At 59.7% G+C, this 26,317-nt stretch carries 28 protein-coding genes and 1 pseudogene; 15 read left to right on the top strand and 14 right to left on the bottom strand.

Annotated elements, in window-relative coordinates; all coding sequences use genetic code 11:
* Positions 1-253: 253 nt before the first annotated feature.
* A complete protein-coding gene (locus E9677_RS16625; RefSeq protein WP_235883001.1) occupies positions 254-559 on the bottom strand; it encodes an RES family NAD+ phosphorylase in 306 nt (101 codons plus the stop codon).
* 730 nt (positions 560-1,289) lie between these two features.
* Between E9677_RS16625 and E9677_RS16620 the strand changes: the two genes are divergently transcribed.
* Entirely contained in the window at positions 1,290-1,577 is a 288-nt protein-coding gene (locus E9677_RS16620; RefSeq protein WP_235883000.1) for a type II toxin-antitoxin system RelE/ParE family toxin, read from the top strand.
* Here the strand turns inward: E9677_RS16620 and E9677_RS16615 are convergent.
* From E9677_RS16615 to E9677_RS16605, 3 genes are all read right to left on the bottom strand, one after another.
* On the bottom strand, positions 1,574-1,924 hold the full coding sequence (locus E9677_RS16615) for an antitoxin Xre/MbcA/ParS toxin-binding domain-containing protein (RefSeq protein WP_136559198.1): 351 nt from the start codon (positions 1,922-1,924) through the stop codon (positions 1,574-1,576). The two genes, E9677_RS16620 and E9677_RS16615, sit on opposite strands and share 4 nt — an antisense overlap.
* Before the next feature lie 404 nt (positions 1,925-2,328).
* Positions 2,329-4,389: an ATP-dependent helicase gene (locus E9677_RS16610; protein WP_136559197.1), complete on the bottom strand. Its 2,061-nt coding sequence runs from the start codon at positions 4,387-4,389 to the stop codon at positions 2,329-2,331.
* 551 nt (positions 4,390-4,940) lie between these two features.
* Entirely contained in the window at positions 4,941-5,204 is a 264-nt protein-coding gene (locus E9677_RS16605) for a helix-turn-helix domain-containing protein (RefSeq protein ID WP_136559196.1), read from the bottom strand.
* Positions 5,205-5,298: 94 nt separating this feature from the next.
* Here E9677_RS16605 and E9677_RS16600 point away from each other — a divergent pair, with 94 nt between their 5' ends.
* The 3 genes from E9677_RS16600 to E9677_RS16590 all read left to right on the top strand — a co-directional run bounded on the left by E9677_RS16600 (position 5,299) and on the right by E9677_RS16590 (position 8,810).
* Entirely contained in the window at positions 5,299-6,189 is an 891-nt protein-coding gene (locus E9677_RS16600) for a LysR family transcriptional regulator (RefSeq protein ID WP_136559195.1), read from the top strand.
* Positions 6,190-6,883: 694 nt separating this feature from the next.
* The gene (locus E9677_RS16595) at positions 6,884-7,591 is read left to right on the top strand and encodes a FadR/GntR family transcriptional regulator (protein WP_235882999.1); all 708 of its coding nucleotides are present in this window, start codon (positions 6,884-6,886) and stop codon (positions 7,589-7,591) included.
* Positions 7,592-7,601: 10 nt separating this feature from the next.
* Positions 7,602-8,810: a mandelate racemase/muconate lactonizing enzyme family protein gene (locus E9677_RS16590; protein ID WP_136559194.1), complete on the top strand. Its 1,209-nt coding sequence runs from the start codon at positions 7,602-7,604 to the stop codon at positions 8,808-8,810.
* A 142-nt stretch (positions 8,811-8,952) separates the two neighbouring features.
* Here E9677_RS16590 and E9677_RS16585 read toward each other — a convergent pair whose 3' ends face one another.
* Together E9677_RS16585 and E9677_RS16580 are read right to left on the bottom strand one after the other, a co-directional pair.
* Complete coding sequence (locus E9677_RS16585) at positions 8,953-9,711, bottom strand: SDR family oxidoreductase (protein ID WP_136559193.1); 759 nt, start codon at positions 9,709-9,711, stop codon at positions 8,953-8,955.
* Positions 9,712-9,976: 265 nt separating this feature from the next.
* Positions 9,977-10,681 (bottom strand): GAD-like domain-containing protein, encoded by a 705-nt coding sequence (locus tag E9677_RS16580; RefSeq protein WP_235882998.1) that lies wholly within the window; start codon positions 10,679-10,681, stop codon positions 9,977-9,979.
* A 502-nt stretch (positions 10,682-11,183) separates the two neighbouring features.
* Here E9677_RS16580 and E9677_RS16575 point away from each other — a divergent pair.
* Positions 11,184-11,741, top strand: a complete 558-nt coding sequence (locus E9677_RS16575; protein WP_136559191.1) for a hypothetical protein — start codon at positions 11,184-11,186, stop codon at positions 11,739-11,741.
* Positions 11,742-11,946: 205 nt separating this feature from the next.
* Complete coding sequence (locus E9677_RS25585; RefSeq protein ID WP_235882997.1) at positions 11,947-12,255, top strand: hypothetical protein; 309 nt, start codon at positions 11,947-11,949, stop codon at positions 12,253-12,255.
* A gap of 148 nt (positions 12,256-12,403) precedes the next feature.
* On the opposite strand, the gene E9677_RS16565 is transcribed toward E9677_RS25585, so the two are convergent.
* The gene (locus E9677_RS16565) at positions 12,404-13,294 is read right to left on the bottom strand and encodes a LysR family transcriptional regulator (protein ID WP_136559190.1); all 891 of its coding nucleotides are present in this window, start codon (positions 13,292-13,294) and stop codon (positions 12,404-12,406) included.
* 159 nt (positions 13,295-13,453) lie between these two features.
* Between E9677_RS16565 and E9677_RS16560 the strand changes: the two genes are divergently transcribed.
* The 8 genes from E9677_RS16560 (at position 13,454) to E9677_RS16525 (ending at position 21,707) form a co-directional block, all read left to right on the top strand.
* Positions 13,454-13,900 carry a (2Fe-2S)-binding protein gene (locus E9677_RS16560; protein WP_136559189.1) on the top strand — a complete coding sequence of 149 codons (447 nt, stop codon included), beginning with the start codon at positions 13,454-13,456 and terminating at the stop codon, positions 13,898-13,900.
* Between the two features lie 14 nt (positions 13,901-13,914).
* Positions 13,915-16,158 carry a xanthine dehydrogenase family protein molybdopterin-binding subunit gene (locus E9677_RS16555; protein ID WP_136559188.1) on the top strand — a complete coding sequence of 748 codons (2,244 nt, stop codon included), beginning with the start codon at positions 13,915-13,917 and terminating at the stop codon, positions 16,156-16,158.
* On the top strand, positions 16,158-16,529 hold the full coding sequence (locus tag E9677_RS16550) for a c-type cytochrome (protein WP_136559187.1): 372 nt from the start codon (positions 16,158-16,160) through the stop codon (positions 16,527-16,529). The genes E9677_RS16555 and E9677_RS16550 overlap by 1 nt, the downstream gene beginning before the upstream one ends.
* 192 nt (positions 16,530-16,721) lie before the next feature.
* The gene (locus tag E9677_RS16545) at positions 16,722-17,909 is read left to right on the top strand and encodes an MFS transporter (RefSeq protein ID WP_136559186.1); all 1,188 of its coding nucleotides are present in this window, start codon (positions 16,722-16,724) and stop codon (positions 17,907-17,909) included.
* Positions 17,910-17,983: 74 nt separating this feature from the next.
* Positions 17,984-19,063 carry an alpha/beta hydrolase gene (locus E9677_RS16540; protein ID WP_136559185.1) on the top strand — a complete coding sequence of 360 codons (1,080 nt, stop codon included), beginning with the start codon at positions 17,984-17,986 and terminating at the stop codon, positions 19,061-19,063.
* Between the two features lie 90 nt (positions 19,064-19,153).
* Positions 19,154-19,900: an SDR family oxidoreductase gene (locus tag E9677_RS16535; protein ID WP_136559184.1), complete on the top strand. Its 747-nt coding sequence runs from the start codon at positions 19,154-19,156 to the stop codon at positions 19,898-19,900.
* 135 nt (positions 19,901-20,035) lie between these two features.
* Positions 20,036-21,226: a (R)-mandelonitrile lyase gene (locus tag E9677_RS16530; protein WP_136559183.1), complete on the top strand. Its 1,191-nt coding sequence runs from the start codon at positions 20,036-20,038 to the stop codon at positions 21,224-21,226.
* A gap of 127 nt (positions 21,227-21,353) precedes the next feature.
* Complete coding sequence (locus E9677_RS16525; RefSeq protein WP_235882996.1) at positions 21,354-21,707, top strand: cyclophilin-like fold protein; 354 nt, start codon at positions 21,354-21,356, stop codon at positions 21,705-21,707.
* Between the two features lie 344 nt (positions 21,708-22,051).
* Here the strand turns inward: E9677_RS16525 and E9677_RS16520 are convergent, their stop codons facing one another.
* From E9677_RS16520 to E9677_RS25230, 5 genes are all read right to left on the bottom strand, one after another.
* Positions 22,052-22,621, bottom strand: a complete 570-nt coding sequence (locus E9677_RS16520; RefSeq protein ID WP_235882995.1) for a YdeI/OmpD-associated family protein — start codon at positions 22,619-22,621, stop codon at positions 22,052-22,054.
* Between the two features lie 61 nt (positions 22,622-22,682).
* Positions 22,683-22,895 (bottom strand): hypothetical protein, encoded by a 213-nt coding sequence (locus E9677_RS16515; RefSeq protein ID WP_136559181.1) that lies wholly within the window; start codon positions 22,893-22,895, stop codon positions 22,683-22,685.
* A 39-nt stretch (positions 22,896-22,934) separates the two neighbouring features.
* Positions 22,935-23,366, bottom strand: coding sequence for an SRPBCC family protein (locus tag E9677_RS16510; protein ID WP_136559180.1), 432 nt, complete (start codon positions 23,364-23,366; stop codon positions 22,935-22,937).
* A complete protein-coding gene (locus tag E9677_RS16505; protein ID WP_136559179.1) occupies positions 23,363-23,683 on the bottom strand; it encodes an ArsR/SmtB family transcription factor in 321 nt (106 codons plus the stop codon). Before E9677_RS16505 ends, E9677_RS16510 begins: the two co-directional genes overlap by 4 nt.
* A 397-nt stretch (positions 23,684-24,080) precedes the next feature.
* The gene (locus E9677_RS25230; RefSeq protein WP_168801242.1) at positions 24,081-24,224 is read right to left on the bottom strand and encodes a hypothetical protein; all 144 of its coding nucleotides are present in this window, start codon (positions 24,222-24,224) and stop codon (positions 24,081-24,083) included.
* Here E9677_RS25230 and E9677_RS25915 point away from each other — a divergent pair.
* A pseudogene (locus tag E9677_RS25915) lies at positions 24,196-24,255 on the top strand (hypothetical protein); the annotation flags it as partial. The gene E9677_RS25230 and the pseudogene E9677_RS25915 overlap by 29 nt on opposite strands.
* Before the next feature lie 71 nt (positions 24,256-24,326).
* Here E9677_RS25915 and E9677_RS16500 read toward each other — a convergent pair.
* Together E9677_RS16500 and E9677_RS16495 are read right to left on the bottom strand one after the other, a co-directional pair.
* The gene (locus E9677_RS16500; protein ID WP_136559178.1) at positions 24,327-25,829 is read right to left on the bottom strand and encodes a tripartite tricarboxylate transporter permease; all 1,503 of its coding nucleotides are present in this window, start codon (positions 25,827-25,829) and stop codon (positions 24,327-24,329) included.
* A 10-nt stretch (positions 25,830-25,839) separates the two neighbouring features.
* Complete coding sequence (locus E9677_RS16495) at positions 25,840-26,316, bottom strand: tripartite tricarboxylate transporter TctB family protein (RefSeq protein WP_136559177.1); 477 nt, start codon at positions 26,314-26,316, stop codon at positions 25,840-25,842.
* Position 26,317: the final 1 nt, after the last annotated feature.

Genomic DNA, 26,317 nt, shown 5'->3' with positions numbered 1-26,317 from the left:
GTTGCGGGCTGGCGAAACGGGCTAACAGCAGTTCGTTGTAAGTGACGCGGACCAGCTTCGAGATCCAGCTCCGGCTCTTGGTCTTTCATCTTGCCGGCCTTTCAAGCCTGGCTGACGCGATTGCGCGATACTCCCCTCTGACCAATCAGGCGTGAGTTGAGGACACTTTGAGTGGGCTGCCATCATCGGATGCTAAGTTGATTGCGAGCTCTGGAGGGCCTCAGCTTCGAGCAGACAGAGCCTTGGTCTGCCATCAAGCAAGGGGGTTTTCGTCATCAATGACGATCAGGCGCAATGGCGCTTTACCGCCCCATTGCCAAAGAGCGAGATTGAGATCGCTTGGCGATGAATCATGCACGAAACTACGCACGAGCAATCCATGATAGTCATCTTTGACCAGCTGCCGAGCAAAGGCCTGTGTTTTTGCCTCCCCGCTCGATTTTATCTGGTCGTGCCAGGTGATGTCTGCGAGTGCCGCAGTATCCATCCGGTAAGCCGCCAGAGCGGTCTCATCCCGGCTGACATTATGGGTGATGGTGAAAGCTACGCCCGAGAACACGCCTCAAGGCACGCTGCGCTCTATGGCCTTGACCCGTGTTCCCGGGCGTAGCGGGGGCTTGGGAACAGCAAGGCCCCAGAGTGGCCTTGCTGCCCATTGACGACGGGTTGCCCGGGGCAGGCCTTTGCGGTGCCTTACCAGCCTTGTGTAACCAGAGCGCGCCATCAACTGGCGAAAGGTCAAACCGTTTGCCACTGAAGAACTCCCCATTATCCACCGCCGCCAGGGGCGGTAGGTCGAGGGTCTCCGCACCGCCGTGCCGAGCGTCATTGAGGGGAGGGGCGCCTGAGAACGGGTCGCCCTCGCGGTACGCGGCCCGGTAGAGGATTTTCATCCAGACGTTCGGGCAGGTCATCACAGGCCGGATGCTCCAGCATCCGGTGGCTGCCGGTGGTCACATAGATGCGATGGTCAGGGTAACTGAGCACTGAGCTTAGATGTCGTGCGCTGTGTTGTCCTGAAGGAGACGGCGAGGAGGCAGTTGGGCTTGCACCTGGTCCAGATGCAAATGGACATGGACGGCGAGAGCTGCCGCTACAGGAGCTGTAGGCGAGGCCTGATACACCGGGCGGGGTGATGCTTGCAGTTCTTGCTGGGGTGCGGGCGTTGCGCCATGAAATCATGGCGGCCGACGCTGAGATTGAGGCGGGGCTTGGTAGGGAGTACGCCAATGGCGCGGATCTCCTACAAGACGTCATGAACGAAGGCTAAGACCATCAGCACGAAACGCTTGATCATAGCTCCCCTCGCTGTCCAAGACCTACGGGGGATTCGGCGTTACATCGCTGAGAGCAGTCCTCATTACGCGCGGGAGTTCCTGGCCGACCTCACCGCCAAGATTGCCTGGATCGCCGAAACCGATTTCACCGGCTCGCCGCGTGACCACATCTTGGAGGGGTTGCGCGGCTTCCCGTATCGCCAGCGCTGCATTTATGACCGTTCATATCATGACCGTGTGGTGGTGCTCCGCGTCATGCACGGCGCGCAAGACATCAAGCCCCAGGATTTTGGAGCCTAGGCGTGGATGCCAGCATCGGCGGCGTCGATATAATCGAGCACATCGTCAGCGCGTCCATCTCGCACCTGCTGCATCGCTGTCATGCCCGAGAAGCCTGGGAGGGGTTGGGAACGATACCAGGCATAGGCCATAAGCGCCGAGCCGAAGCGGGGTTCGACTCTATTGATGATCAACGCCACTTCGCGCAAACGGCGCTGTGTCTTGTCTGAACGGATCCGGTCCTTGCGTTGAATCGCATTCTTGCCAAGGCCCGCTGTCCGGGCAAGGTCTTCGCTGGTCGTCCGCAGGCTTTGCGCAATCTTGCGTGGGGAAAACAGCCCGTCCTCGGCATATTGGGCAAGGCTCATGGTCGCCTGCGTCCATTCTCTTATCGCCGATAATTCTGACGCAAAATACCGTCGGGATGATTGAGTTTCAAGAACAGCCAGCGCGGATGACTGAGCGCCAGATCAGAAGCGCAATTTGCAGATGAGGGGTTCGTCAGTCCTTCCGCTGAGCCGCCTCAGCAAAGCCTGATCGTGCTGAAAGACGATTTGAAGGCCACTGTTCCGGTTTCCATAGTTTCGGAGGTGGTGCTGCGCCCTTTCGGCATCCCTGATATCACTTCAGAGGTGCGACCGAGCACGCGTCCGTCGGGCGCTCCAGGTTGGCCAAGGGAAGGTGGCATCCGCGCCAGGTCATTGCCGCTCTGGGCAAACGAAGGATGCCACCGGTCTGAGCCGGAAAGACCCGAGGATTATCAAGATCGCGGCTATTTCCACATACCACGCATGTTCGCGGCGACATCGATGCGAATCTGGCTGGCGCTACGTCCGGACGCCGTCGCTGCCACCTTCGGCCAGCTTGTCTGCTCGAAAAACTGCAACAGCATGGCGGGGATGAAACGCGTGCGAGATGCATAGACGTGCCGGTCACCGCGGGTATTTTGCCCATACGTGTAAAAGCGTTGTGGCGTGATCAGGCTGAGGCTGTCCCGTGCCCTGGTCATGCCGACATAGAGCAGGCGCCGCTCTTCCTCGAGCTCATCCGTCGTTCCCGCCCCAAGGTCAGATGGCATGCAGCCATCGACGACATTCAGCATGAAGACGGCACGCCATTCCTGGCCCTTGGCAGAATGGATCGTCGAGAGGATGAGGTAGTCTTCGTCAAGCAGGGGAACGCCGGCCTGATCGCTCGTTGCATCTGGAGGATCGAGTGTCAGTTCGGTCAAGAAGCGTTCGCGGCTTGGATAACCGGACGCGATCTGCTCGAGCTGCAGGAGATCTGCCTTGCGGGTTTCCGGATCCTCGTGGATCCGGTCGAGATGCGGCTCGTACCAGAGCCTTGCCTTCTCTATTTCGCCTGGCCAGCCGTGGTCGTTTCTGCCAAGGGCGGTCAAGAGGGTGACGAAGGGCGCCCAGTCATCGCCGGTCTTGGGCGGCGGCGGGATTTCGGCAAGCGACAACAACGGTTCAGGATCAGCGGCAATCGTGTCGAGAATTGTTGCCGCCCTTTGCGGCCCGATGCCCGGCAGCATCTGCAGCACCCGAAAACCGGCAACACGATCACGCGGGTTCTGGGCAAAACGAATGATGGCTAGGAGATCCTTGACATGGGCGCTGTCGAGAAACTTCAGGCCACCGAACTTGACGAAGGGGATATTGCGTCTCGTCAGTTCGACCTCAAGCGCCCCGCTATGGCTCGATGTCCTGAACAGAACTGCCTGCTGCTTGAGAGCCATGCCGATCTCGCGGTTTGCCAGGACCTCTTCGACGATGAAGCCGGCCTGGTCGTTCTCGTCCTTGACCGTCACCAGCCTTGGCTTTTGCTCGGACGCCCGGTCGGTCCACAGGTTCTTGGTATAGCGCTCGCGCGCGAGGCCAATCACGCCATTGGCGGCAGCCAGGATCGGCTGCGTCGAGCGATAGTTGCGGTCAAGCGTGATGACGTCGGCCGGCCTTGGCGAAAACTCATTCGGGAAGTCGAGGATGTTTCGGATGGTCGCGGCCCGGAACGAATAGATCGACTGGGCATCGTCGCCAACGACGGTCAGGCCACGGCCGCCGGGTTTGAGCGACATCAGGATCTGCGCCTGCAGCCGGTTGGTGTCCTGGTACTCGTCGACCATGACATGGTCGAAGCGGTTGCCGATATCGTCGGCCAGCTCCGCATGCGAGACCATCTGCGCCCAGTAGAGAAGGAGGTCGTCATAATCGAGAACGCCCTGCGCCTGTTTGGCCGTGACATAAGCTGCAAACAGCGTTTTCAGCTCCTCTTCCCAGTTGATCGCCCAGGGATAGGCGGACTTCAGGACCTCTGCGATCGAGCTCACGGCGTTAACGACGCGCGAATAGATCGCAAGGCAGGTTCCTTTTGTGGGAAAGCGGGTCTCGGTCTTCGAGAAGCCAAGCTCGTGGCGCACAAGGTTCATCAGGTCGGCACTGTCTTCGCGGTCATGGATCGTGAAATCGACGGCGAGGCCAATCTGTTCGGCGTAAAGCCTGAGCAGTCTTGCCCCGATCCCATGGAAGGTGCCCGACCATAAAAGCCCGTCCGCGACGGCCTTGTCGCCCAGCACCTGCCGGCAGATCCGATCGACACGGCGTGCCATTTCGGAAGCTGCACGGCGAGAAAAGGTCATCAGCAGGATCCGGCGTGGATCGGCACCGTTGAGGATCAGGTGGGCGACGCGATGGGCGAGCGTGTTCGTTTTGCCGGAACCGGCGCCGGCGATGATGAGAAGCGGACCTGCCGCGGATTGATCGGCTAAGCCGACGCCATGGGTGACCGCTTCCCGTTGCCGTTCGTTTAGGTTTTCCAGATGGGCGGTCATGCGTGCTCGTCTGATTGTTGAAGCATGGGTTAGTGCGATTCCGTGATCACTGATCCAGAACAGCGGATCATGAACAAAAAAAGAACATATCATGTTTGGGTATCGCTTCAAGCGCGTGTAGGGATGTGAGAAGGCGTCCGCCGGCGTTCGAGACAGTCAGAGGCGCTATTTCAGGGTGGCTGGGGCCAGCGGCTCATTGGCAGCATCGGCGGTCAAGCGCGGGGGTGCGAGCCGTAGAGTAGGTCTGTCTCCGACGTGCTCCGTCCCATGGTGTGGGTTCGCAATTGCAAGCTAGCGATTGTCGCCAGGGGCTGTGCCAAGGCGTACTCCAAGACTGCTGCAGGACGGCGACTGCAGCGATTGGATGACAAGCGTCCTACTATCATTGAACGGGCCGTTGTCAGCCGTACAGATTGCCAATTTTTCGTTGTGTGGAGTCTAGTTAGACAAGGCGGGCGATTGTTCTTTAAACCGCTGTCTTGCGCGTTCTAGTTTCATGCACCTGGGCGGTCTGCCTGTGATCCCTTCCTGTGCCATTAGCCATAGAGGGATCAGTTACTGTTCTTGCGACCGGGGCGGAGAACGGGAGGCATCTTGTCTCCAGGCGGTGGCATCATCAGAAGGTCAGATACAGCGCAGTTCAATGCCTGAGCAATCTTCCCCAATGAATCGATACCCAAGTTTACCTGCTTCCGCTCGATCTGCGAGATGGAGACGCGTTCAACCTGGGCCTCCAGAGCTAACCGCTCTTGTGAGAGACCTCGCTCCACCCTCAGTTTCCGTATGTTCCAGGCCAGCAATTCGCGCGGTGTCATACCGCATCATCGGAAATCGCAATCAATAAAATAACTGGCTATTCTATACATATAAGGCATAATCGTCTCCGATGGATCGATGAGGAACGATTAGATGGAACTCCGCCAACTCTCCTACTTTGTCGCGGTCGCGGAGGAGCTGCACTTCGGTCGAGCCGCCATGCGCGTGAACATCGCCCAACCGGCACTGAGCACGCAGGTCCAGTCGCTTGAGCGGGGGCTGGGTGTTCAATTGCTGACGCGCTCGACACGCAAGGTCGAGCTGACGCGGGCAGGGGAGGTGTTCTACCATCGCTGTGTGAGGATGCTGGGAGAACTCGATCTATCCGCCGAGATGGCGCGTGCGGCTGGAGGCAGGACGATGCGGGAGATCAGGATCGGCACGATCTATCCGGCAACAACGGGTGTACTGCCGGCATTCCTCGCCCGGATTGGCCGGAAGTTTCCCGATATTCGCCTGCATGTGTCGAATGGTTCGACGGCCGACATCATCCGGCAGCTGGAATGCGGAAAGCTGAACCTTGGCTTCATCCGTCCTGTCGAGAACATCGGATCCTTGCGCTTCTTCTCGATTGCCCATGAGCGTTATCTGCTGGCAGTGCCGATGGGAAATCCGCTTGCATCGAGACAAGAGGTGACGGTCGAGGATCTGCGCCATGAGAAGATCATCGCATTCAAGCGGCAGAACCTCTCCTATACGGAGCGCTATTTCTCCGAGACCTTCGCGGAGCATGGGCTGAACGACAATGTCGCCTATACCTGTGACGACACCTTCTCGCTGATCTCGCTGGTCTCCTCAGGCCTTGGTGTCGGCTTTGCCCCGGAATGGACAGGAGACCTGCCGGGCAGGGATGTGGTGCTCAAGAAAGTGACCGGCATCGACCTGAAGATCGGGCTGGGCGTCGCCTGGAGCAAGGACGATCCGACGGCGGCTCGCGATGATATCATCGATATTGCCCGGACACTGGGGAGGCCGGGGCGGTGAGGGTGGCGTTGTTTGCTACGGAGCTCATTCTGCCCCTTCATGCGGAACGCCATGGCCGGGCGAAGTCGTTCCCGCCTGCCCCGTTGGGTCGCTATGCTCAGGCTCCTGCGGCTTCGCTTTTCCCGGCCCTGACGTGTCGAGAATTCCCGCTTTCGCGCCCTTCGGTCGCCGCGATGCTGAAAGCTCCGATATTCTTCATTGTCTGACCCGGATCTCGCGCAGGCGCGGCTTTGATCCGGGATGCAGTATGGTGTCGCGTGAGCAAAGGGTTGAATCGACCAGTGCGAAAGAGAGCCTGTGTCAGACTGCAAAGGTCTCGCTGAGCGCAATCAACTCTTTGCCGGCAGTCTCTAGTTCTTCACCGCTCTCGATGGCCGTCGATACTTTCCATGTCTGGACGATCGCGCCCAACATGAGCACATGGATGCTTGTTCTCGCGATTAACGAGCCAGCAAAGCTGTGGCTTGGCGCGCCTCGACAATTGCGGGTTTCTGTTGTTTGCGTCGGCAACTCCTAAAACCTCTACCTGCATCCTCCAGGGTGCATCGGAGACTTTTTGCATCAAACTGTACCGGGAGTTCAGGGGACAAAAGGAAGTCCAGGCCGTGCCCAGTGACAGACAGATTTTGACAAAATGAACAAGGCTTGGCAAAACCTGTAGGACAGGTTTTGCGATTTGGATGGGTGTTTATCGGTGGGGTTGGTTGAGGCTGGGCATGCTGGACTGGTTGGTGGCGTGATCGGCGCCGTCACGGCCTATATCCGCGACAAGGGGCTTGGTCCGGGTGACAGCCTCCCAAGCGAGCTGGCCCTGTCGAAGGAGCTGCATGTGTCACGTACCGTGATCCGCGAAGCCTTCCGGTCGCTCGCAGCCATGAGACTGCTTGATCTGCATGTGGGAAAGCGCGCGCGCGTTGCGCAGCTTGACCATGGTGCAATGGCACTGATGATCGAACACGGTGTCGAAACCGAGCAGATCAGCGTCCATCAAATCTACGATGTGAGGCGGACGATCGAAGTGCGCACAGCCAGTCTTGCTGCACTTAGGCGCTCAGACGCAGAGGCGCGCAGCATTCTGGAAAATGCCCAGGCCATGCAAACGCAGTTTCATTCGCCTGAGAGGGTGATGGAGCACGATCTGGCCTTCCATCTGGCCATTGCGAAGGCTTCGAAGAACCCGATCTTTTCAATGATTATCGGCGCATTTCAAGGTGTCTCGCAACAGACCTGGCCCATCGGATGGCGCAGTCGCTCCTCTGATGAAGAGCGACGGGCCATGAATGCGCTTCACGTAGCGATAGCCGAGGCCATCCTTGCCGGGGATCCACAGGCGGCAAGCCATCTGATGGCAAAACATTTCGATGAAAGCGTCAAGGCACTCCTTGCCGCCGGACTTGGCTGAGGAGACGTTCATGAAGATCACAAAACTGGAAACTGTGCGCATTGCCGAGCGGCAGAACCTGATCTGGATACTCGTTCACACGGACGAAGGGATCACCGGACTTGGAGAGACATTCTTCGGGGCGGCGACCGTGGAGGCTTACATCCATGAATATGTGGCCCCTCGGGTGATCGGCCGCGATCCACTCCAGATTGATCTCCTGGCGGCAGATCTGGTCGGCTATCTCGGCTTCCGCTCTTCTGGTGCTGAAGTGCGCGGCAATTCCGCTTTCGACATCGCCTTGTGGGATATCTTTGGCAAGGCGACCGGGCAGCCGATCGCGCAACTGCTCGGCGGTTTCAGCCGTCGTCAAATCCGGACCTACAACACCTGTGCCGGCACCGAATACATCAAGAAGGCGACTGGGCAGACAACGGCAAACTATGATCTGTCGACATCGGCAAGTCGGGCTTATGATGACCTGAACGGCTTTCTTCTTCGCGCAGACGAACTTGCCCACTCCCTGCTCGAGGACGGCATCACGGGGATGAAAATCTGGCCCTTTGATCTTGCCGCTGAAAAAAGCCGCGGCCAATACATCTCCATGCCAGACCTGAAACGCGCGCTTGAGCCGTTTGAGAAGATCCGTTCAGCCGTCGGCGACAAGATGGACATCATGGTCGAGTTCCACTCCATGTGGCAACTCTTGCCGGCCATGCAGATTGCCAAGGCTCTCACACCCTATCAAACCTTCTGGCATGAAGACCCGATCAAGATGGACAGTCTTTCAAGCCTCACGCGCTATGCCGCGGTCTCGCCGGCTCCCATCTCGGCATCCGAGACACTGGGCTCGCGCTTCGCATTCCGAGACCTCCTGGAGACCGGATCAGCCGGGGTTGTCATGCTGGACATCAGCTGGTGCGGTGGGCTGTCGGAGGCAAGGAAGATCGCTGCCATGGCGGAGGCCTGGCATCTTCCCGTCGCGCCGCATGACTGCACCGGTCCGGTGGTGCTCTGTGCATCCACCCATTTGTCGCTCAATGCCCCCAACGCCTTGGTCCAGGAGAGCGTCAGGGCATTCTACAAGACCTGGTATCGCGATCTGGTAACGGCATTGCCTGAAGTAAAAAATGGCATGATCACCGTTCCTCCTGGCCCCGGACTCGGGCTCGAACTCAATCCGGATCTGGAGCGGGTCTTCACTGTGTCTCGCCGTCTGTCGGATGCAGCGAGCCTGTGAACGTGAGCGCACCCAACACCTCACCTGGTAGGTCTTGATGCCCTCGCTCTTTCGGCACTGGATAACCATTGGCGTCTGAGACCGCTAAAGGGCCCGGTTGGTGCCGCAGATGTTCCTGAAACTGCGACACCAGTCTTTTGAACTATAAGAGGCGAACCGACATGCCCCCATCGACAATCATGGGGCTACCGGTCATGAACTGAGACCGGTCCGAGAGGAGAAAAAGTGCGGCTTGAGCAATCTCTAATGCTGAAGCCATCCTTCGCATCGGGTGCAGGTCAGACACGAACTTCAAAGCTTCTGGATTGCCTTCGCCACCTGCAGGGGTAACGGTCCCTCCCGGTAACAGCGCGTTGATCCGGATGCCCTCGCTGGCATGCTCAGCGGCAAGCGATTGGACAAGCCCGTTCAATCCTGCCTTCGACGCGGCATAGGCTCCCATACCAGGTAGGCCACCGTTGCTGAAGCCGACGAAAGAGGACGTGAACACAATGGAGCCGCCGCCTTGTTCCTTCAGGACCGGAATCTGCGCCTTAGCTGCCCAGAAAGCGCTGGTGAGGTTCGTTGAGATTACTCTGTTCCAGTTCTCAAATGACATCTCAGGTACCGAAAGCATGTCACCTACCACGCCCGCATTGTTGAACGCTCCATGTACGCTGCCGAAACGCTGCAGGGCCAGCTCGGTCAGCGCACCCGCATAATCTTGATCCAGTACATCACCTGCATGGTACACAACGCTGCCGCCACATCTGGTGATGTCCTCGGCAATTGACTGAAGTTCATCAGATCGTCGCGCCGCCAGAACGACGTTTGCCCCTTCCGACGCAAACAGTCTGGCGGCGGCGGCGCCGATACCACTGCTGGCTCCGGTCACGATCAAAGTCTTGTTGGCCAGTTCCATTTTCCATCTCCTGTTAATGATGCAGGAGATGGCTATTGCGTGCTAAGGCTACTCGCCACCCGTTTCCTGTCTCAGTCCGACGTCTGCAACGGGCCGACCGTCGTCTTCCGCTTCGCGCCAAAACCGGACGTAGTCCCACGCGTTGATGAAAGTACTGTTTCGACCCCGTTTCGATCATTAACGCAGGCGTTGTCAGCTCCTAAAAGCGGCCGTTCTGGTCGGACTAACCGCCCAGGAGCGGTAGCCCCCTAATAGAGGGCTGCGTTCAACTTATAAGGCGGACCTGCGAATACTGGCCTCGCTCCAGCCGCATCAGCCGAACTGCGCCCAGTTGCGCTAAGATCGAAAAATGCTCCAGAGCCTGAACGCGTTTGATGTTCTCTATCTTCCGTGCCGGGCTCAACTGACCGACCGAAGCAATCGCTGGAAAATATCCGTAACACTCGCCCCTTTCCAACTTGCCATGCAGATTCTGGCACCGCTCGAACATCGGCTGATCGCTGGAATCGAACTCCTCGTAGTCCTTGCTTTCGTAAGGAAGAAGCGAACGAGCGAGTATGTTGGGGTCCGTGCTTCGCGGGCGATTTGCAAGGTGCGGCGGCAAGACAAATTGCGTCGGTGCAAGCTCGGAGGAAGTCAGCCGCTGGTCGATAAGATCAATCTCGAAATGGTCATGCCGTTCGGACCAGCACACCAGACGGCCGAAGGCCGAATAGGCAACGACAAAGCAGTCCTCTATGCCGAAATCAGGGTCTCGCTTGAAGAGCAGTTCCAGGATTGGCGAGAGCAGGTCTGGGTCGCAATATTGAAGCTTGCGCCCAAAATAGTCGCCAAAGCCGTACTTGCGCAAAAACATCATGAAGGCTTCGGGCAAATGGCGGGACAAGCGCATATCCTGCTCGCTTGTCAGCGCCTCACACCTTTGCGGCTGACCGATGCGATCGATTCTCTCTAAGAAGTTTTTGTCCAACGCTTCGACTTTCCATGAGCCCCTGGCTGCTGGTAGCTGCCAGGGGCTTTCAGCTAACGCAATTATCATGGCGGCATTGGGCCGATAGCGGAAATCATTTCCGCTTCGCGCCAATAGGAGACATGAACTGCTTCGAGTTTGGAAGCAGGAAGTGTCGCCGGAGGACGGTCAGCTTCCGTCGGGCAAAAGCGGACATCTCACATTCGAAACGAACAACTGGTAAAGTTCCAGCCGCAGCGAGCCGCGCAACCTCGGTTCTCCCTGCACTCCACGAAACCGCAGTTGATAGCCAGATTCTCTCATCGCGGGAGCGCAACATGCACGTCCCCACTTATGTCCCAGGCCCATAAGCCTGATGAGTTCTACCAGGCTAATCTTTAATCCGCACGGCACCTAGGATGACTGTCGATATCGGAGGGGTGGTGAACCGAGGGGCGGCTAGGCCAGATCCCACGCACCCGCCTGATGACAAAGTCGATTTCTCATCTGGAGTTTGAGCACCATGCCTCGCAAAAACATGGCGGCAGCCAGCCTTGGCAGCGCAAAACAATGGTCAGTTGTTCTGGGACTTGCCGTGGCTTTCGCGTTCACCGGCGTTCCGCTTGCGCTGAAGAATGTATCGGCACACCATGGATGGCCAACCTTCGACACCAGCAGGCTGGTCTACATTGCAGGAACCGTCTCGTCCGAGGGCGTTTGGGGCAATCCGCACTCAGAGTTCGATGTAAAGCTGGATGCGAGCCTGCCACCCGATACGCCCGAGCTTCCCATACCGGAAGATTTGCAGCATCCGGAGGATAACGTGCGGGTCGACCGCGCTCTGGCCTATGACGGCGGCCTTGGGGAGCTGGAGATCGTCATCGCACCGCCGGCATGGTCCGGGCGCTGGGGACTGGATCGCCCGCTGAAAGTCGGCGAGCGTTTTCAAGCCGTTGGCTACATCAACCGCAGCGATGAAGGTCTCTTTCGTCCGGTGGTGTTCTGGTACGGGGAAGATGCGACACCGGTAAACCAGGTCCTTGGTAACACGCTCCCCGAACGAGCCCCTTTGCCGGACTAAGCGCCAACAACAAAGCGAACTGAAACCCGTGTTGAACTCAGCTCTCGAACTGCTTCAGGCATCTATCGTCGGTCAGACGGTACGATCTGCCGGCTACCTCTACGCTGTCCTCGAAACCCTCCATGTTCTCGGCATAGCATTGCTTATAGGGTCCATCTTTGCTGTCGACATGCGGCTGCTAGGCCTTGGCAGACAAACAGTTTCCATGACTTCAACAATGCGGCATCTGCTGCCCGTTTGCTATGTCGGGTTCATCACAGCCGCCATCACCGGGCTCGCGCTGCTGAGCGCCCAGGCGACGATGATCGCGGCCTCTGGAGCAGCTCCGTGGAAGCTGGGGCTGCTTTGTGCGGCAGGTGCAAATGCCGCAGCGTTCCATCTCGGGACCGGCCGCGGCATGGCGCAATGGGGCGAGGCTTCGATGCCCCCGTTTTTCGCACGTGTCGCAGCCTTGCTCTCCATCTCAGCCTGGACCGGCGTGGTGTTCGCGGGCCAGATGCTTCCCTACACCTGACAGACGGAGCCGTATCATGACCGAATTCCTGAAGATCCACGCTGGCCAATTTCAGAGGCTCCTGATGATCGGCGGGCTCCTCGGTTCGCTCGCATATTCGGTGTTTTGTGCGCCGGTCATCGCATTTGCATGACGCTGCAAAGCGCTGCTACTTCTGCCGCAATGCATCGACCACAACCCGGAAGGCGGGCGCATTCTGGTGGCGGCTCGGATAATACAGATAGTAGCCCGGAAAGGGCGGCGTCCAATCCTCAAGGAGCGTCACGAGCGTGCCTGCTGAAAGTTCAGCAGCAACCAGATCGTCCGGAACGTAGGCGACACCGAGACCTTTCACGGCCGCGTCAACCATGGGATAGGACGTGTTGAACGTGAGCTGGCCCGTCACACGGACGCGCAGTTCCTGCCCGCCCTTCTCGAATTCCCAGGCATAAAGCCCTCCGCCGGTTGCCTGGCGCATGTTGATGCAGTTGTGGCCGACCAGATCCTGCGGATGCTGAGGCATAGGTTTATCCGCCAGATAAGCCGGCGATGCGACGACCAGCATGCGCCAGTCCGGACCGATCCGAACGGCAATCATGTCCTTTTCGATGCTCTCGCCGAGCCGCACGCCGGCGTCGAACCCGTCTTCAACGATGTTGCGCAAGCCATTGTCACGGCTGAGTTCGACCCGGATATCGGGATAGTCTTTCAGGATTGGCTGCAGTTTCGGCCAGACTAGTGTTTCGAGCGCGTGATCGGACAGCGTGATGCGAACGGTGCCGGCCGGTTTGTCACGCAGGTCGGAGAGGGCTTCCAGCTCGCCACGGATCGCCGTGATGCGCGGCAAAAGCGCATTGAACAGACGCTCGCCAGCCTCCGTCAGCGAAACGCTGCGCGTGGTCCGGGTGAGAAGGCGCAGACCCAGGCGGGTTTCAAGGCGCTTGATCGTGTGGCTGAGAGTCGACTGCGTGATCCCGAGCTTGGCGGCCGCCTTGGTGAAGCTGCGATCCTCAGCCAGCGCCAGAAACCAGAGCAGGTCGTTGAAGTCTTCCCTGGCCATCAGGCAATCCTCATTTTTTGTCTATTTATGGTCGTAGTCGATAAATCTAAGCGACCCATGCCGTCTAATGCATATCAAAAACACTTGATAGCTTCTGTCATGGGGCAGTCCCGCGCTGTACCTTATGCTCCTGTCTCGAACCGATCGAAGGACCAAACCATGGAACTCAACATCAACGGAAATCAGCAGGACGTCGATGTCGAAGCCGACACCCCACTGCTTTGGGTGCTGCGCGACACGCTTGGCATGACCGGCACCAAATACGGTTGCGGTCTCGCCCAATGTGGCGCCTGCACGGTGCTGGTCGACGGGCAGCCGACACGCTCCTGCGTCACAACGGTCGACACGGTGGTTGGTACGCAGATCACCACCATCGAGGCCATCACCGAAGATCCGGTCGGGCAAAAGGTGGTGGAGGCCTGGGTGGCCAATCAGGTGCCGCAATGCGGCTATTGTCAGTCCGGCCAGGTCATGGCCGCAACTGCGCTGCTGAAAGAGACGCCACAGCCGACCGACGAAGACTTTGCGGCTGCCATGGTCAATCTCTGTCGCTGCGGAACCTACAACGCAATCGCTGCTGCCGTGCGCGAAGCGGCCCAGGCTTGAGTGGAGGGACTACGATGAACCAGATTCATATCGATACACCCGCAAACACAGCCGTCGATGACAAGCCGTTCAAGATCTCGCGTCGCGGCTTCCTTGGCACGGTTGCCGGTGCCCTCGTTCTTGGCGTGACGGTACCCGGCGCAATCCGCCCCGTGATGGCTCAGGCCGCTGCAACCGTTACCCCCGGGACCCGCGTCCCGGCCTTTATCGAGATCCGGCCCGACAGCACGGTGTTCTTCCGCAGCGCCTTCATCGAAGGTGGTCAGGGCATCTTCACGGCGATGGCCCAGATCGTCGGCGAAGAACTCGATGTCGACCCCGCCAATTTCGTGGTCGAGGCAGCACCGCCCGGCCCGGATTACGGCCTGATCGGCGGCTTCCGCTTCACCGGCGGCAGCTTCTCTGTCCGCTCGAGCTACGACATCATGCGCAAGCTTGGCGCGTCTGCGCGGGGCATGCTGCTTCAGGCTGCCGCCGAGCGACTGTCGGTCCCGGTTGCAGAGCTTTCGACAGAACCGGGTCGCGTGGTGCATGCCGCTTCGGGTCGCAGCCTCGCTTATGGCGAAATCGCCGAGGCCGCCGCAGGTCTCCCGGTTCCGGAAACTGTGACTTTACGCGACTCCAAGGACTTCCGCTGGATCGGAAAGCCGGTCGAACGGCTGGACGTGCGCGCGAAGGCGACGGGCAAGGCCCAGTATGCGATCGACACCAAGGTCGACGGCATGCTCTTTGCAGCCGTCCAGCACAGCCCGCGGCTCGGTCAGGAACCCGGCACGATGACGAACGAAGCCGAGATCAAGGCGCGGACGGGCGTGCATTCCGTGCATACGCTTCCGGGTGCTGTCGCCGTGGTCGCCGATAGCTGGTGGCGCGCGCGCATGGCTGTCGAAGCGCTACAGGTTTCCTGGAATGAAGCCGCTTCTGGGACAGCGCATGCCATGCCCTCTGACTTCTCCAGCACGGGCCATATGGAAAAGTTGAAGGCGACGACCGGTGATGGCGTGACCTTCGAGGAAGAGGGGGATGCCGCGGCCGCCCTTTCTGCGGCCGCCAAGGTTGTTGAAGCGACCTATGACGCGCCCCATCTCGCCCATGGTCAGTTGGAGCCGCCGTCTGCCGTCGCGCGCTGGAATGAGGACGGGACGCTCGAACTCTGGATTCCCAACCAGGCACCGGAAATGTTCCAGGGCGATGCCGCCAAGGTCGCCGGCATTGCGCCGGAAAAGGTCATCATCCACTCGCCGATGCTGGGTGGGTTTTTCGGTCGCCACTTCCTCTACCAGAGCGCTAATCCCTATCCGCAGGCCATCCTGCTTGCAAAGGCAGTCGGTCGTCCGATCAAGCTCGTCTGGAGCCGGGAGGAAGAGTTCCTGCGCGACACCCTGCGTCCGATGGCGGCGGTCCGCTTCCGCGCGGGGCTCGACCAGGACGGCAATCCGACGGCGTTCTCGGCGGTGGCCGTCGGTGAAGGTGCCACGGGACGCTGGTATGGTCGCCAGCCCGACAAGGTCGACAGTTCGGCGGTGGAGGGCATCGCGGGCAAAGTCTATGCGATCCCCAACAAGCGGATCGCCCAGATCCATGTCGATGATCCCGCGATCATCGGCTTCTGGCGCTCGGTCGGCCATTCGATGAACGACTTTTTCTCGGAGACCTTCTTCGACGAGATGGCGGATGCCGGCGCCAAGGATCCCTATGAATTGCGTCTGGCGCTTCTCAAGAACAGCCCGCGTCATCACACGCTGCTGCAGTCGGTGGCCGAGCTATCGGGCGGCTGGAGGCGGGGTCCCTTTGCAGCCGAGGATGGGACGCGCCGCGCCCGAGGCGTCGCAATGGCCTCTCCCTTTGGAAGCGAAGTGGCAACGATCGCGGAGGTCTCGCTGTCGGATGGTCAGGTTGTGGTGCACGACGTCTGGGTCGCAATCGACCCGGGCACCGTGGTCAACCCGAGGGTGATCGAGCATCAGGTCAACTCGGCCGTGGCGCTCGGCGTCTCGTCGGCGTTGCTGGAAGAAGTCGTCTATGTCGATGGTCTTCCTCAGGCCCGCAACTACGACGGCTATCAGATCCTGACACCGGACCGCATGCCGAGGGTTCATGTGCGCATCATCGAAAGCGGCGCGCCGATTGGCGGTATTGGCGAACCGGGTCTGCCGGGCGTGCCTCCCGCCATTGCCAATGCTGTGGCCGTCCTTGCCACCGAACGACCGCGCAGTTTGCCGCTATCGAAAACGACATTCGAGGAGAAACAGGGTTGATGATCGGCACCTTCAAGCAGATCGCCGCCGCAGTGATCGCCACCGTCCTGCTCGCTCTTAACGCCCATGCCCAGGATGCGGCAGAGGGACAGAGGCTGTTCCAGCAGCGCTGCGGCGCATGTCATCAGATCGACAGTACACGCAATGGCGTTGGGCCACATCTGCAAGGTGTGATCGGCCGGGCAGCCGGAAGCGTGGATGGCTTTCGCTACTCCTCCGCGATGCAGGGCTCCGGCATTACCCGGGATGCCGTCCAGCTTGACACCTATCTCACCAATCCAGGCGCTCTGGTTAAGGGAACGCGCATGACCCAGCGATTTCCAAAGGTCGACGAGCGCAAGGCCATCATCGACTTCCTCGCGACGCGCTAAGCGGTGCGCGCTGCTGGCGTGATCCGAAGGGCCTAACACGATCTCCCGCCCTGCCAAGCAAGGCGGGAGATTTTTATTGATGGCCCCCATCGATATATCTATGCGGAATTAACGGGCTAATCGGACTAATTGGAACTGGCTACAAAGAACCCAAGAGAGAGCATGTCGCCGCTTTCGTAGGGTTTGTAGACTATGGCCGAGCTGACTTATCGTGAAACATTGAAATCCCCGAGCGCGTGGGGTGCCGTCGGCTCCATGGCGCTGACCGTTTCCGTGCTCATCGCCTCGGAATTCATGCCCGTCAGTCTGCTCACTCCGATCGCCCGCGATCTGTCCATGCTCGAGGGACAAGCGGGACAGGCGATCTCGATTTCCGGGTTCTTCGCCGTCGTCACCAGCCTGTTTGTTACAAGGCTGACGACGGGGATCGATCGGAAGAAGGTTCTCACCTGGTTTTCCGCGCTGCTCGTTTTCTCAGCCGTGGTGGTGACCTTTGCTCCCAGCTATTGGACCCTGATGGCAGGTCGAGCATTTCTCGGCATTGCGATTGGCGGCTTCTGGTCGATGTCGACGGCCATCGTCATGCGGCTTCTGCCGCAGGATCAGGTGCCGAAGGGACTGGCGGCGCTGAACGCCGGAAATGCCATCGCCGCCACCATTTCCGCGCCACTTGGCAGCTTCCTTGGTGAGTTGATCGGCTGGCGTGGCGCATTCTTTCTTGTTGTGCCGCTGGCGCTGGTGGCTCTTGCCTGGCAGTGGATGACCATGCCCGATCTGCCGGCAAAGGACGAGAAGCCCACGACCAACGTCTTCCGCCTGCTGGTCCGCCGTCAGGTCGCACTCGGGATGACAGCCATCCTCTTGCTGTTCATGGGCCAGTTCGCACTTTTCACCTATCTGCGGCCCTACCTTGAGAGCGTCTCGGGGTTCAACGTCACCTCGCTCTCTCTTGTGCTGTTGCTAATGGGACTGGCGGGCGTTGGTGGCACCTGGTCCATCAGCCGCCTGTTGCCACGCCGGCTCTACGCGCTGGCGATCGGAATACCGCTTGTGATGGCACTGCTTGCCGTCGGGCTCGTGGCAGCATCGCGTTCGCAGCTTGCCGTCACGCTTCTCCTGGGCGCCTGGGGCTTCATTGGCACGGCCGCTCCCGTCGCCTGGGGTACCTGGCTCTCCCAGGTCTTGAGCGACGACGCCGAAGCCGGCGGCGGTCTGCAGGTTGCAGTCATCCAGTTCGCAATCACGATAGGCGCAGCGCTCGGCGGCCTACTCTTCGATCACATTGGCTGGTGGAGTTCCTTTCTCTTCGCGGCGCTCCTGCTTGTCGGCTCTTCGCTTTCATCGCTGGCAGCGTGGCGCGCGAGCCAGCAACCTTCCTGAACGAAATACCGCGCGCAGCGCCGTGCCTGAGCCGGCGCTGAACCACCAAGACGTCAACCCAACGGAGATGATCCATGACCAAGACAATCGAGACCCAAAGAGCTTACAACACAAGCCGGCGTCGCCTCATGCAGGGAACGGGCCTGGCTGTCGCAGCGATGAGCTTGCTTCCGACGATGACGGTAAAATCCGCACTCGCTCAAACTTCCGATTGGGACAAGGTGTTTCCCAAGAGCGAAACCGTCGATCACCAGAAGGTCTCGTTCAAAAACCGTTACGGCATCATGCTGGCAGGCGATCTATACCTTCCAAAGAACCGCGGCAGCCAACCCTTGCCCGCACTCGCCATCGGTGGCCCATTTGGTGCCGTGAAGGAGCAGTCCTCTGGATTGTATGCTCAGACCATGGCCGAGCGCGGCTTCGCGGCGCTGGCATTCGATCCGTCCTACACCGGTGAAAGTGGTGGCGAACCGCGCAACATTGCCTCGCCTGACATCAACACCGAAGACTTCAGTGCGGCAGTCGATTACCTCGGACTGCAGGGCACCGTCGACCGCGAGCGGATCGGCGTGATCGGCATTTGCGGCTTTGGCGGCATGGCTCTGAATGCCGTTGCCGTCGACAAGCGCGTCAAGGCCGTCGTTGCCACAACGATGTATGACATGACCCGCGTGATGTCGAAGGGCTACAACGATGGAGTCACCCCAGAGCAGCGGGCGCAGGCGCTGGAACAGATGAGCCGACAGCGCTGGGTGGACGCGGAAAATGGAACACCCGCCTACCAGCCCCCCTACAATGAACTCAAGGGCGGCGAGGCTCAGTTCCTCGTCGATTACAACGACTACTACATGACGCCCCGTGGCTATCATCCCCGCGCCGTGAACTCCGGCAATGCCTGGTCGCAGACTACGCCCCTATCGTTCATGAACATGCCGATACTGACCTACATCGCCGAGATCTCTCCGCGCCCGCTCCTGCTTGTCCACGGGGCAGATGCCCACTCGCGATATTTTAGCGAAACGGCCTTTGCCGCAGCGGCAGAGCCGAAGGAGCTGATGATCATCCCGGATGCCAACCACACCGATCTCTACGACCGCATGGACAAGATCCCGTTCGACCGGATCGCCGACTTCTTCGGGCAGCATCTGGCGTAAGCAATGCCGCATCATCGGGGCGGCGACCGTCAACGCAGGGTGCCTGCTGTCGCCGCCCCGCCCTGACCTTCTACCTACCGGAGACCTGAAATGACCGACAATATCGCTGGCAAGACCATCGTCATCACCGGCGCCTCGAGCGGGATGGGTGCAGCCGCTGCGCGCTACCTTGCCGCCAAGGGGGCAAACGTCGTGCTCGGTGCTCGTCGTGCCGATCGCATCGATGCACTTGCGGCCGAAATCCACAATGCCGACGGCAAAGCCACGACTGTGGTGACCGATGTGACGAAGCAGGAGGACCTGCAGACGCTGGTGCAAACCGCCGTCGGGACCTACGGCCGGATCGACGTGCTGATCAACAATGCCGGCGTCATGCCGCTCTCGCCAATAGAGCGGCTGAAGGTCGACGAGTGGGACCAGATGATCGACGTCAATCTCAAGGGCGTCCTCTACGGCATCGCCGCAGCACTTCCCCACATGAAATCGCAAAAATCCGGCCACATCATCAATGTCTCCTCTGTGGCGGGTCACAAGCTCTTCGGTGGCTCGGCGGTGTATTCCGCGACCAAGTTCGCCGTAAGGGCGGTCTCCGAGGGACTGCGGCAGGAGATGGCGCGCTACAATATTCGCACCACGATCATCTCTCCGGGCGCCGTCAAGACGGAACTCCTCGACCACATCAGCGAGAAGGACGTGCAAAAAGCAAACCAGGACTATGTGGGACAGGTCGGTGTGCCGGCCGAGACATTTGCCCGAATGGTGGCCTTCGCAATCAACGAACCTGAAGATGTCGCCATCAATGAGATCCTCTTCCGGCCGACGGCTCAGGAACTTTGACGCAAGTTGAGGTCAGGCCGCCCGTCATATTGGCCAGACCGAAGACATGTGTTCCAGACGCCCACCTTCGCGACCATCCGAGGGCGCCGCCTTTGAATTCGACCGCCCCCCTGACGTGAACAAGAGGAAAACCAGATGAAGACCATTGCCGCAAGCATTGCCCTCTCTGCTATCGCCGCGACAGGTGTGGAGGCGCAGGAAGACCGCCGCAGGTTCGCTCCACCGGCCGTCTACTCCGTTGCGCCGGGGCTTGGCCATTTCACCGATGACGTGCTGTTCGCTGAAGTCTGGGAACGAACCGAACTTGCGCCTCGCGACCGTAGCCTGGCCACCCTCTCGGCGATCGTGTCCACCGGAAAAACCGCGCAGATTGCGGCGCATGTGAGCCGCGCAATGGACAACGGCGTGAAGCCTGCGGAGATCGGGGAATTGATTACCCATCTCGCCTTTTATTCAGGCTGGCCTAACGCGATCTCTGCGGTGAGCGAGGTGAAGACGGTGTTCGACGAGCGCGGCATTGCACCTATCGGCCACAGCGAGTCCGCTCGGGTCGCGTTCGAGGCCGAGGCCGAGGCCGCTCGCGCCGCAACCATCGACAAGACCGTGGCTCCCACGGCGGCGGCATTGGCCGATCTCACCAATCGCGTTCTGTTCGGCGACCTGTGGCAGCGACCCGAGCTTGTCGCTCGGGACAGAAGCCTCGTGACGATGGCCGCACTGATCGCGGTAGGTCAGCCGGAACAACTCCCTTTCCATGCCAACCGCGCCATGGACAGCGGCTTGACGCCGTCAGAAGCTTCAGAAGTACTGGCACAGGTCGCTTTTTACGCCGGCTGGCCGCGCGCCATGTCCGCCGTGCCTGTCCTCAAGCAGGTTCTCGAAAACAGAAAAGGAACTCAGGTGAACGCAGCCAAGACGGATCTTGAGATCACGCGCGCAGGAACCGGCACCGCGCCCGCTCCGGCGGAATACTTCACAGGAAGCGTCCAGATCTCTGGCCGCTATCAAGCCGAAGCACCTGCACGCATTGGCGGTGCGACGGTATCTTTCCCCGCTGGTGCCCGCACGGCCTGGCACACACATCCACTGGGGCAGACCCTGTTCATCGTCAGCGGACGCGGCTGGGTCCAGAAGGATGGCGAACCGGTACAAGAGGTCGGTCCGGGAGACGTGGTCTGGATCCCACCTTTGATCCGGCACTGGCACGGCGCCTCCAGCAGCGAGCCGATGGCGCATTTCGCCGTAGCCGAGGCGCTCGACGGAAGTTCTGTCACCTGGATGGAGAAGGTGTCCGACGAAGACTATGCCAAGGGCACTGCAGAGTAGGCTCGACGCGGATGACTGTGGGGTAACTCTGCTCCACTCGTTCGCCGCAAACTGCAACGGAGACGAACACATGCGCAAGACAATATTGGCCCTTGCTGTCGTCACACTAGGATTGACTGGACCGGCTATGGCTCAAGAGAAAATCCGAATTTCCTCCGAATGGGGTGACGTCACCGCAACCCTCACCGACAACGAAGCGGGCAGATCGCTCGCCCGGATGCTGCCGCTGACGATCGAGATGTCCGATCATCTCCGCCAGGAAAAGACGGGAAATCTTCCCTCTGCCCTGCCTGAAATCATACGGCAACGGGACTTCTCGGTCGGCACGCTCGGCCTGTGGAGTGGCCGAGATTTCGTGATCTACTATCGCAACGGTCGCGTCCCGTCCCCCGGTATCATCATCCTGGGGCAGGTCACGGGCGATGTCTCGATCTTTGACCGCCCAGGATCGGTCACCGTGACACTCGAAATAGCTAACTGAGCCATTGATGAAGGCGTAGAATTTGCTGCATTTATCGTCATGTGGACCCAGACGATGGTCTGGCTTGCGCTACTGTCAAGGGCCAGTGTCTTCCGATCGTTGCTAGCTTCAGCGCTTCAGATCGAATTGTCCGTTTCGGGCCAACGGCCGTCATGGTGCAGAAGCGCCACTGGCGGTCATCGCGTCAGCCGAGACGGCTGTAGGAACAGACGCATGTGGTGATGCTGCGCTGCAGATCGACGTGTTCATCTTGTCGGCCCAGGTGGCGGCGTGAAGCTTTGCCGCCTTTAAAGGTCACCGTTCCGTCGCGCCTTTCCCAGCGATGATATGAGCGCGAAACTTCATTATGCGCGAAGTTCGGGTGTGCGGGTTTTTGTCGCGTTGAGATTGATCAGGTAACTCTTCTGACGCCCCGGCGTCAGGCGAGTGAAGGCTTCTGCGAGTTCAGGGTCGCAATCCAGGGCATCCGTCAACTCTGCGGGCATCTCGATCTCGAAATGCTCCTTTGGCGGCTTCAATCCGGACTTGGCATATCCGATCGCTTCTCTCAGATATGAACGGATGACGGTCGCCATCTCGGACGGTTGCGCGTTCTCGGTGAAACGGATCATGTCTGGGTGGCGCGTGTTCGGTCCCTGCTTTTGAAAGATTCTGCCAGGGTCTTGCATCAGCGCCGCGTTGAAGAAAGCGAGGCGATAATCCTCGCGGAATGCGCCGAAGATGACAATGTTGCGGCTACCACTCATGTAGCAGGGGTGGCCCCATTTGACCGTTTCCACGAGTTCTTCCGAGACACAGATCCGCCGCAGGTCCTGAAGCCCGGCGGTCCATCGCCGAACCGAACAGTCAGACGTGTCGAAACGCTCGCAGCGCCCACATCCCTTCTCGAAATAGTCCTCAATGTCTGTGATCATATCTGCTCCGCAAAGCGTCTCAACCGGAGATCGTTGACGCTGGAGTGACCGGCCTGCCAAGTCAGCTGCGCGCCGTCCCTCGCTGCCGTGTGATATATGGCGACACGAACATGTAGAGGCCGGTCAACATCAGGAGAAAGAGCGGGGGCAGGGGCGCGTAGACGATCCACGCCGGAGGCTCTACCAGTGCCATAGCGATAAAATTCGCGATGACAGCCATCGTGAATGCCATTGAAAGCCAACGGTGCGACTGGCGAATCCAAACCTTCAACATGCTCCAGGGCTCCTTCTTCTGGTATCGACTTCTCTAGCGTCAGGTCCGTTCTGCCAGGACCTGCTCAAGCTTTGTGAGGAATTGCGGCCATCCTGCTCTGGCCCCTCCGAACGCCTGCCTTTGATCCGGCCTGAAACCGGACTGCTCCATTCGCAGAAGCGTGCCCGTCGCGGTGGGCGAGATCGAGAAGGTCACAACGCTGCGCAAATCAAACGCCGGATCGTCATGTTTCAGGTTCCAGCTGTAGGAGAGCGTCTTTAGCTGCTCGACGACCAGCACCTCGCAATCCAGCACTCCGCCCCACTCGCCTTGGAGGTTGAAGCTGTGGCCGACAACAGGAGCAAAATCGTTCTTCATAAGCCATTCCGAGATCAAATGAGGCTGAGTCAGTGCCCGCCACACCTTCTCAGGCGTGTGGGCGAACTCGCGCTCTACGATCACGGTCTTGATCACCGACGGCGTCACGGTCATTGGTCCATCCTGTTCAGCAAGTCATCAAGATCATCGAAACGCTTGCTCCAGAAGCTTCTCATCTGGCTCGTCCAGTCGATCAGAGGGTCGAGTGCGTCCGTCCGGGCGCTATAGTGCGTCTGTCTTCCCTCGTGCCGGTCGCAGACCAGTCCTGCCCGTTTAAGCACTGCCAGATGCTTGGAAACGCCCGGCTGCGAGATCCCCGCCCGCGACGTCAAGGCGGCCACGGTCTGTTCTCCGTCGCGGCACAGAGTTTCGAAGATGGCGCGTCGCGTGGAGTCGCCCAGCGTTTTGAACAGAATGTTCGGGTCGGACATTTACTTATAGCTCTTGGGTTATGATTAATCCATAGCCACTGAGCTATGGGTCGTCAAGAGCGGCGTGGCGCGAACGAATTTTATCGTCGAGCCCAACGGCAGAATTGCTTCGAAAGAGAACGCCCGAAGAAACGGACCAGTCTCATGCAGCATCGTTCCACATGGGCCGCTGGCCGCATTCATGCGTTCCCCGGCGGCCCATCTATGGGGGCTTCAGGTCGAGAGACATCTTTCACTGCGGGCAGAGGGCGCGCCCAGCGTCGTGACACAAGCACATGCTCGGAAAGAAGGACTGGAATACACAACATGGAACAAAAGGCATGCACCGACACTGCCCCGGGATGCATATGCGCTCACGCCCCACTGCACGACCGTTAGCTCTACAGGGCTTCGTGCTTCATCGATTGGATCCCGCCGCAGGCAACCTTTTTGCCAAGGCGGGGCCGTCGATCGACTTCTCATTGCCAAAGGGCGAACCGGCTCTGGTGGAGGCGGCTTCTGTCTCCTGGCTGATCTTCAAGAACCAGATATCGCTGTTCATCGGTGGCGTTTCGGCAGTTCTCCTCGAAATGGCCGAGCCTAAGGTTCGCGATGGCGTGTGGCAGCATAGCATTTTCCGCACTGACGCTTCTTTCTTTCTCCATCACCCTTCTTGGAACGCCTCTTCGCGCTTCTTTCTAACAGATGGCAGAACAACCAGCAGCAGCATGATCGCCGCAACCAAGAGTAGGCCTGCGCTCAGAGGCCGGGTGAAGAAGACGCTTGGGTCGCCCTTGGAGAACAGAAGTGTGCGGCGCAGAAATTCTTCCATCATCGGCCCCAGGATGAAGGCGAGCAGCATCGGTGCCGGCTCGACCTCCAACTTGCGGAAGGAATAGCCAACCACGCCAAACAGGGCCATGGCATAGACATCGAACAGGCTGTTGTTGACGCTGAAGACGCCGATGGCACAGAGCGCGATGATGGTTGGGAACAGGAAATGATAGGGAATGGCGATCATCCGGACCCAGAGTCCGATCAGTGGCAGGTTCAGTACGAGCAACATCAGATTGCCGATCCACATTGAGGCAATCAAGCCCCAAAACAGGGTCGGTTGTTCCGTCATCACGGAAGGCCCCGGCTGGATGCCCTGGATCAGCATGGCGCCGATCATCAGCGCCATGACGGAGTTCGACGGAAGGCCGAGCGTCAGCATCGGGATGAACGAGGTCTGCGCCCCGGCATTGTTGGCCGATTCCGGACCGGCCACCCCTTCGATCGCGCCCTTGCCGAAGCGTTCCGGCTCTTTCGAAAGACGCTTTTCCAGCGAATAGGAGCCAAAGGAGGCGAGCGCCGCTCCGCCGCCGGGCAGGATGCCCAGCACAGAGCCAAGGGCCGTGCCGCGGGCGATCGGGCCGATGATGCGGCGCCAGTCCTCGCGTGTGGGCATGAGATTGGTCACCTTGCGGGTGATTACCGTGCGCTCTCCCTCTGCCTCCAGATTGGCGACAATCTCGCCCAATCCGAAGATGCCCATGGCGAGGACGACGAAATTGATGCCATCGGAGAGCATGGGCACGTCGAAGGTGAAGCGCGGAACGGCAGAATTGACGTCAGTGCCGACCATGCCGAGCAGCAATCCGGTGAGGATCATACCGAATGCCTGCAGCAGCGAGCCAGACGCCATGACGATGGAGGCGATCAGGCCGAGCACCATCAGGGCGAAGTATTCCGCCGGGCCGAACTGCAGCGCGACCACCGCCAGCGCCGGCGCAAAGAGTGCGATCAACAGCGTCGAGATCGTTCCGGCAATGAAGGAGCCGATGGCGGCAGTCGAGAGTGCCCGTCCCGCATGGCCCTGACGGGCCATCTGGTAGCCATCAAGGGCGGTTACTACGGAAGACGGCTCGCCCGGCAGATTGACGAGAATGGCGGTGGTGGAGCCGCCATACTGAGCCCCGTAATAGATGCCCGCCAACATGATCAGCGCCGTTTCGGGCGGCAGGCCAAAGGTCAGCGGCAGGAGCATGGCGATCGTGGCCACCGGGCCAAGGCCCGGCAGAACGCCGATGGCAGTGCCCAGAAAGACGCCGAGAAGGCAATAGCCGAGATTGGTGATCGACGAGGCGACGGTGAGCCCCATCCAGAGATTCGACAGCATGTCCATGGCGGGGTCCTCAGGAGGGGAACAGGGGGGAAAGCCAGCTTCCGACCGCGGGCATGGGCACGCCCAGCCCTTCGACAAAGACCAGCGTGCAGACTGCAACCAACGCCACGAGAGCGGCGAGCGCGCGCGCCGACAGGGCGAAATACTCGCTCGCCAGTGCCGACACCAGCAAAAGCACGATTAGAGCCAGCGGCAGTCCTGCCCCGGTCAGCAAAAGGCCGAACAGGCAAACAGACGCCGTGACCAGCAGCAGCCCTTTCCAGTTAACCGGGCCAATCGGATCGCCGTCCCGTCGCAGGCTGCGCAGCAGCGATACGAGAGCGACCAGAATGAGAAGGCCGGAAATGACCCTTGGGAAATATCCAGGCCCCATACGGCCGGCCGTGCCGAAACCATATTCGCCTGCGATCACGAAGCCGGCTATGCCGAGCGCCCCATAGAGCAGCGCGCTGCCAAACTCCTTCTGCGACCTTATTCTCAGTGCCATC

It is taken from the genome of Peteryoungia rhizophila (assembly GCF_004912145.1).
Lineage (GTDB): Bacteria > Pseudomonadota > Alphaproteobacteria > Rhizobiales > Rhizobiaceae > Allorhizobium > Allorhizobium rhizophilum.
The sequence above is the reverse complement of the archived record's forward strand: the minus strand, read 5'-3'. Positions and strand labels throughout refer to the sequence as shown.

Coding starts and splice junctions, on each gene's coding strand:
- E9677_RS16615 (WP_136559198.1), bottom strand. CDS start 1,924: ATGAGCCTTGCCCAATATGCCGAGGACGGGCTGTTTTCCCCACGCAAG.
- E9677_RS16610 (WP_136559197.1), bottom strand. CDS start 4,389: ATGACCGCCCATCTGGAAAACCTAAACGAACGGCAACGGGAAGCGGTC.
- E9677_RS16605 (WP_136559196.1), bottom strand. CDS start 5,204: ATGACACCGCGCGAATTGCTGGCCTGGAACATACGGAAACTGAGGGTG.
- E9677_RS16600 (WP_136559195.1), top strand. CDS start 5,299: ATGGAACTCCGCCAACTCTCCTACTTTGTCGCGGTCGCGGAGGAGCTG.
- E9677_RS16590 (WP_136559194.1), top strand. CDS start 7,602: ATGAAGATCACAAAACTGGAAACTGTGCGCATTGCCGAGCGGCAGAAC.
- E9677_RS16585 (WP_136559193.1), bottom strand. CDS start 9,711: ATGGAACTGGCCAACAAGACTTTGATCGTGACCGGAGCCAGCAGTGGT.
- E9677_RS16575 (WP_136559191.1), top strand. CDS start 11,184: ATGCCTCGCAAAAACATGGCGGCAGCCAGCCTTGGCAGCGCAAAACAA.
- E9677_RS25585 (WP_235882997.1), top strand. CDS start 11,947: ATGACTTCAACAATGCGGCATCTGCTGCCCGTTTGCTATGTCGGGTTC.
- E9677_RS16565 (WP_136559190.1), bottom strand. CDS start 13,294: ATGGCCAGGGAAGACTTCAACGACCTGCTCTGGTTTCTGGCGCTGGCT.
- E9677_RS16560 (WP_136559189.1), top strand. CDS start 13,454: ATGGAACTCAACATCAACGGAAATCAGCAGGACGTCGATGTCGAAGCC.
- E9677_RS16555 (WP_136559188.1), top strand. CDS start 13,915: ATGAACCAGATTCATATCGATACACCCGCAAACACAGCCGTCGATGAC.
- E9677_RS16550 (WP_136559187.1), top strand. CDS start 16,158: ATGATCGGCACCTTCAAGCAGATCGCCGCCGCAGTGATCGCCACCGTC.
- E9677_RS16545 (WP_136559186.1), top strand. CDS start 16,722: ATGGCCGAGCTGACTTATCGTGAAACATTGAAATCCCCGAGCGCGTGG.
- E9677_RS16540 (WP_136559185.1), top strand. CDS start 17,984: ATGACCAAGACAATCGAGACCCAAAGAGCTTACAACACAAGCCGGCGT.
- E9677_RS16535 (WP_136559184.1), top strand. CDS start 19,154: ATGACCGACAATATCGCTGGCAAGACCATCGTCATCACCGGCGCCTCG.
- E9677_RS16530 (WP_136559183.1), top strand. CDS start 20,036: ATGAAGACCATTGCCGCAAGCATTGCCCTCTCTGCTATCGCCGCGACA.
- E9677_RS16525 (WP_235882996.1), top strand. CDS start 21,354: ATGGCTCAAGAGAAAATCCGAATTTCCTCCGAATGGGGTGACGTCACC.
- E9677_RS16520 (WP_235882995.1), bottom strand. CDS start 22,621: ATGATCACAGACATTGAGGACTATTTCGAGAAGGGATGTGGGCGCTGC.
- E9677_RS16515 (WP_136559181.1), bottom strand. CDS start 22,895: ATGTTGAAGGTTTGGATTCGCCAGTCGCACCGTTGGCTTTCAATGGCA.
- E9677_RS16510 (WP_136559180.1), bottom strand. CDS start 23,366: ATGACCGTGACGCCGTCGGTGATCAAGACCGTGATCGTAGAGCGCGAG.
- E9677_RS16505 (WP_136559179.1), bottom strand. CDS start 23,683: ATGTCCGACCCGAACATTCTGTTCAAAACGCTGGGCGACTCCACGCGA.
- E9677_RS25230 (WP_168801242.1), bottom strand. CDS start 24,224: ATGAACAGCGATATCTGGTTCTTGAAGATCAGCCAGGAGACAGAAGCC.
- E9677_RS16500 (WP_136559178.1), bottom strand. CDS start 25,829: ATGGACATGCTGTCGAATCTCTGGATGGGGCTCACCGTCGCCTCGTCG.
- E9677_RS16495 (WP_136559177.1), bottom strand. CDS start 26,316: ATGGCACTGAGAATAAGGTCGCAGAAGGAGTTTGGCAGCGCGCTGCTC.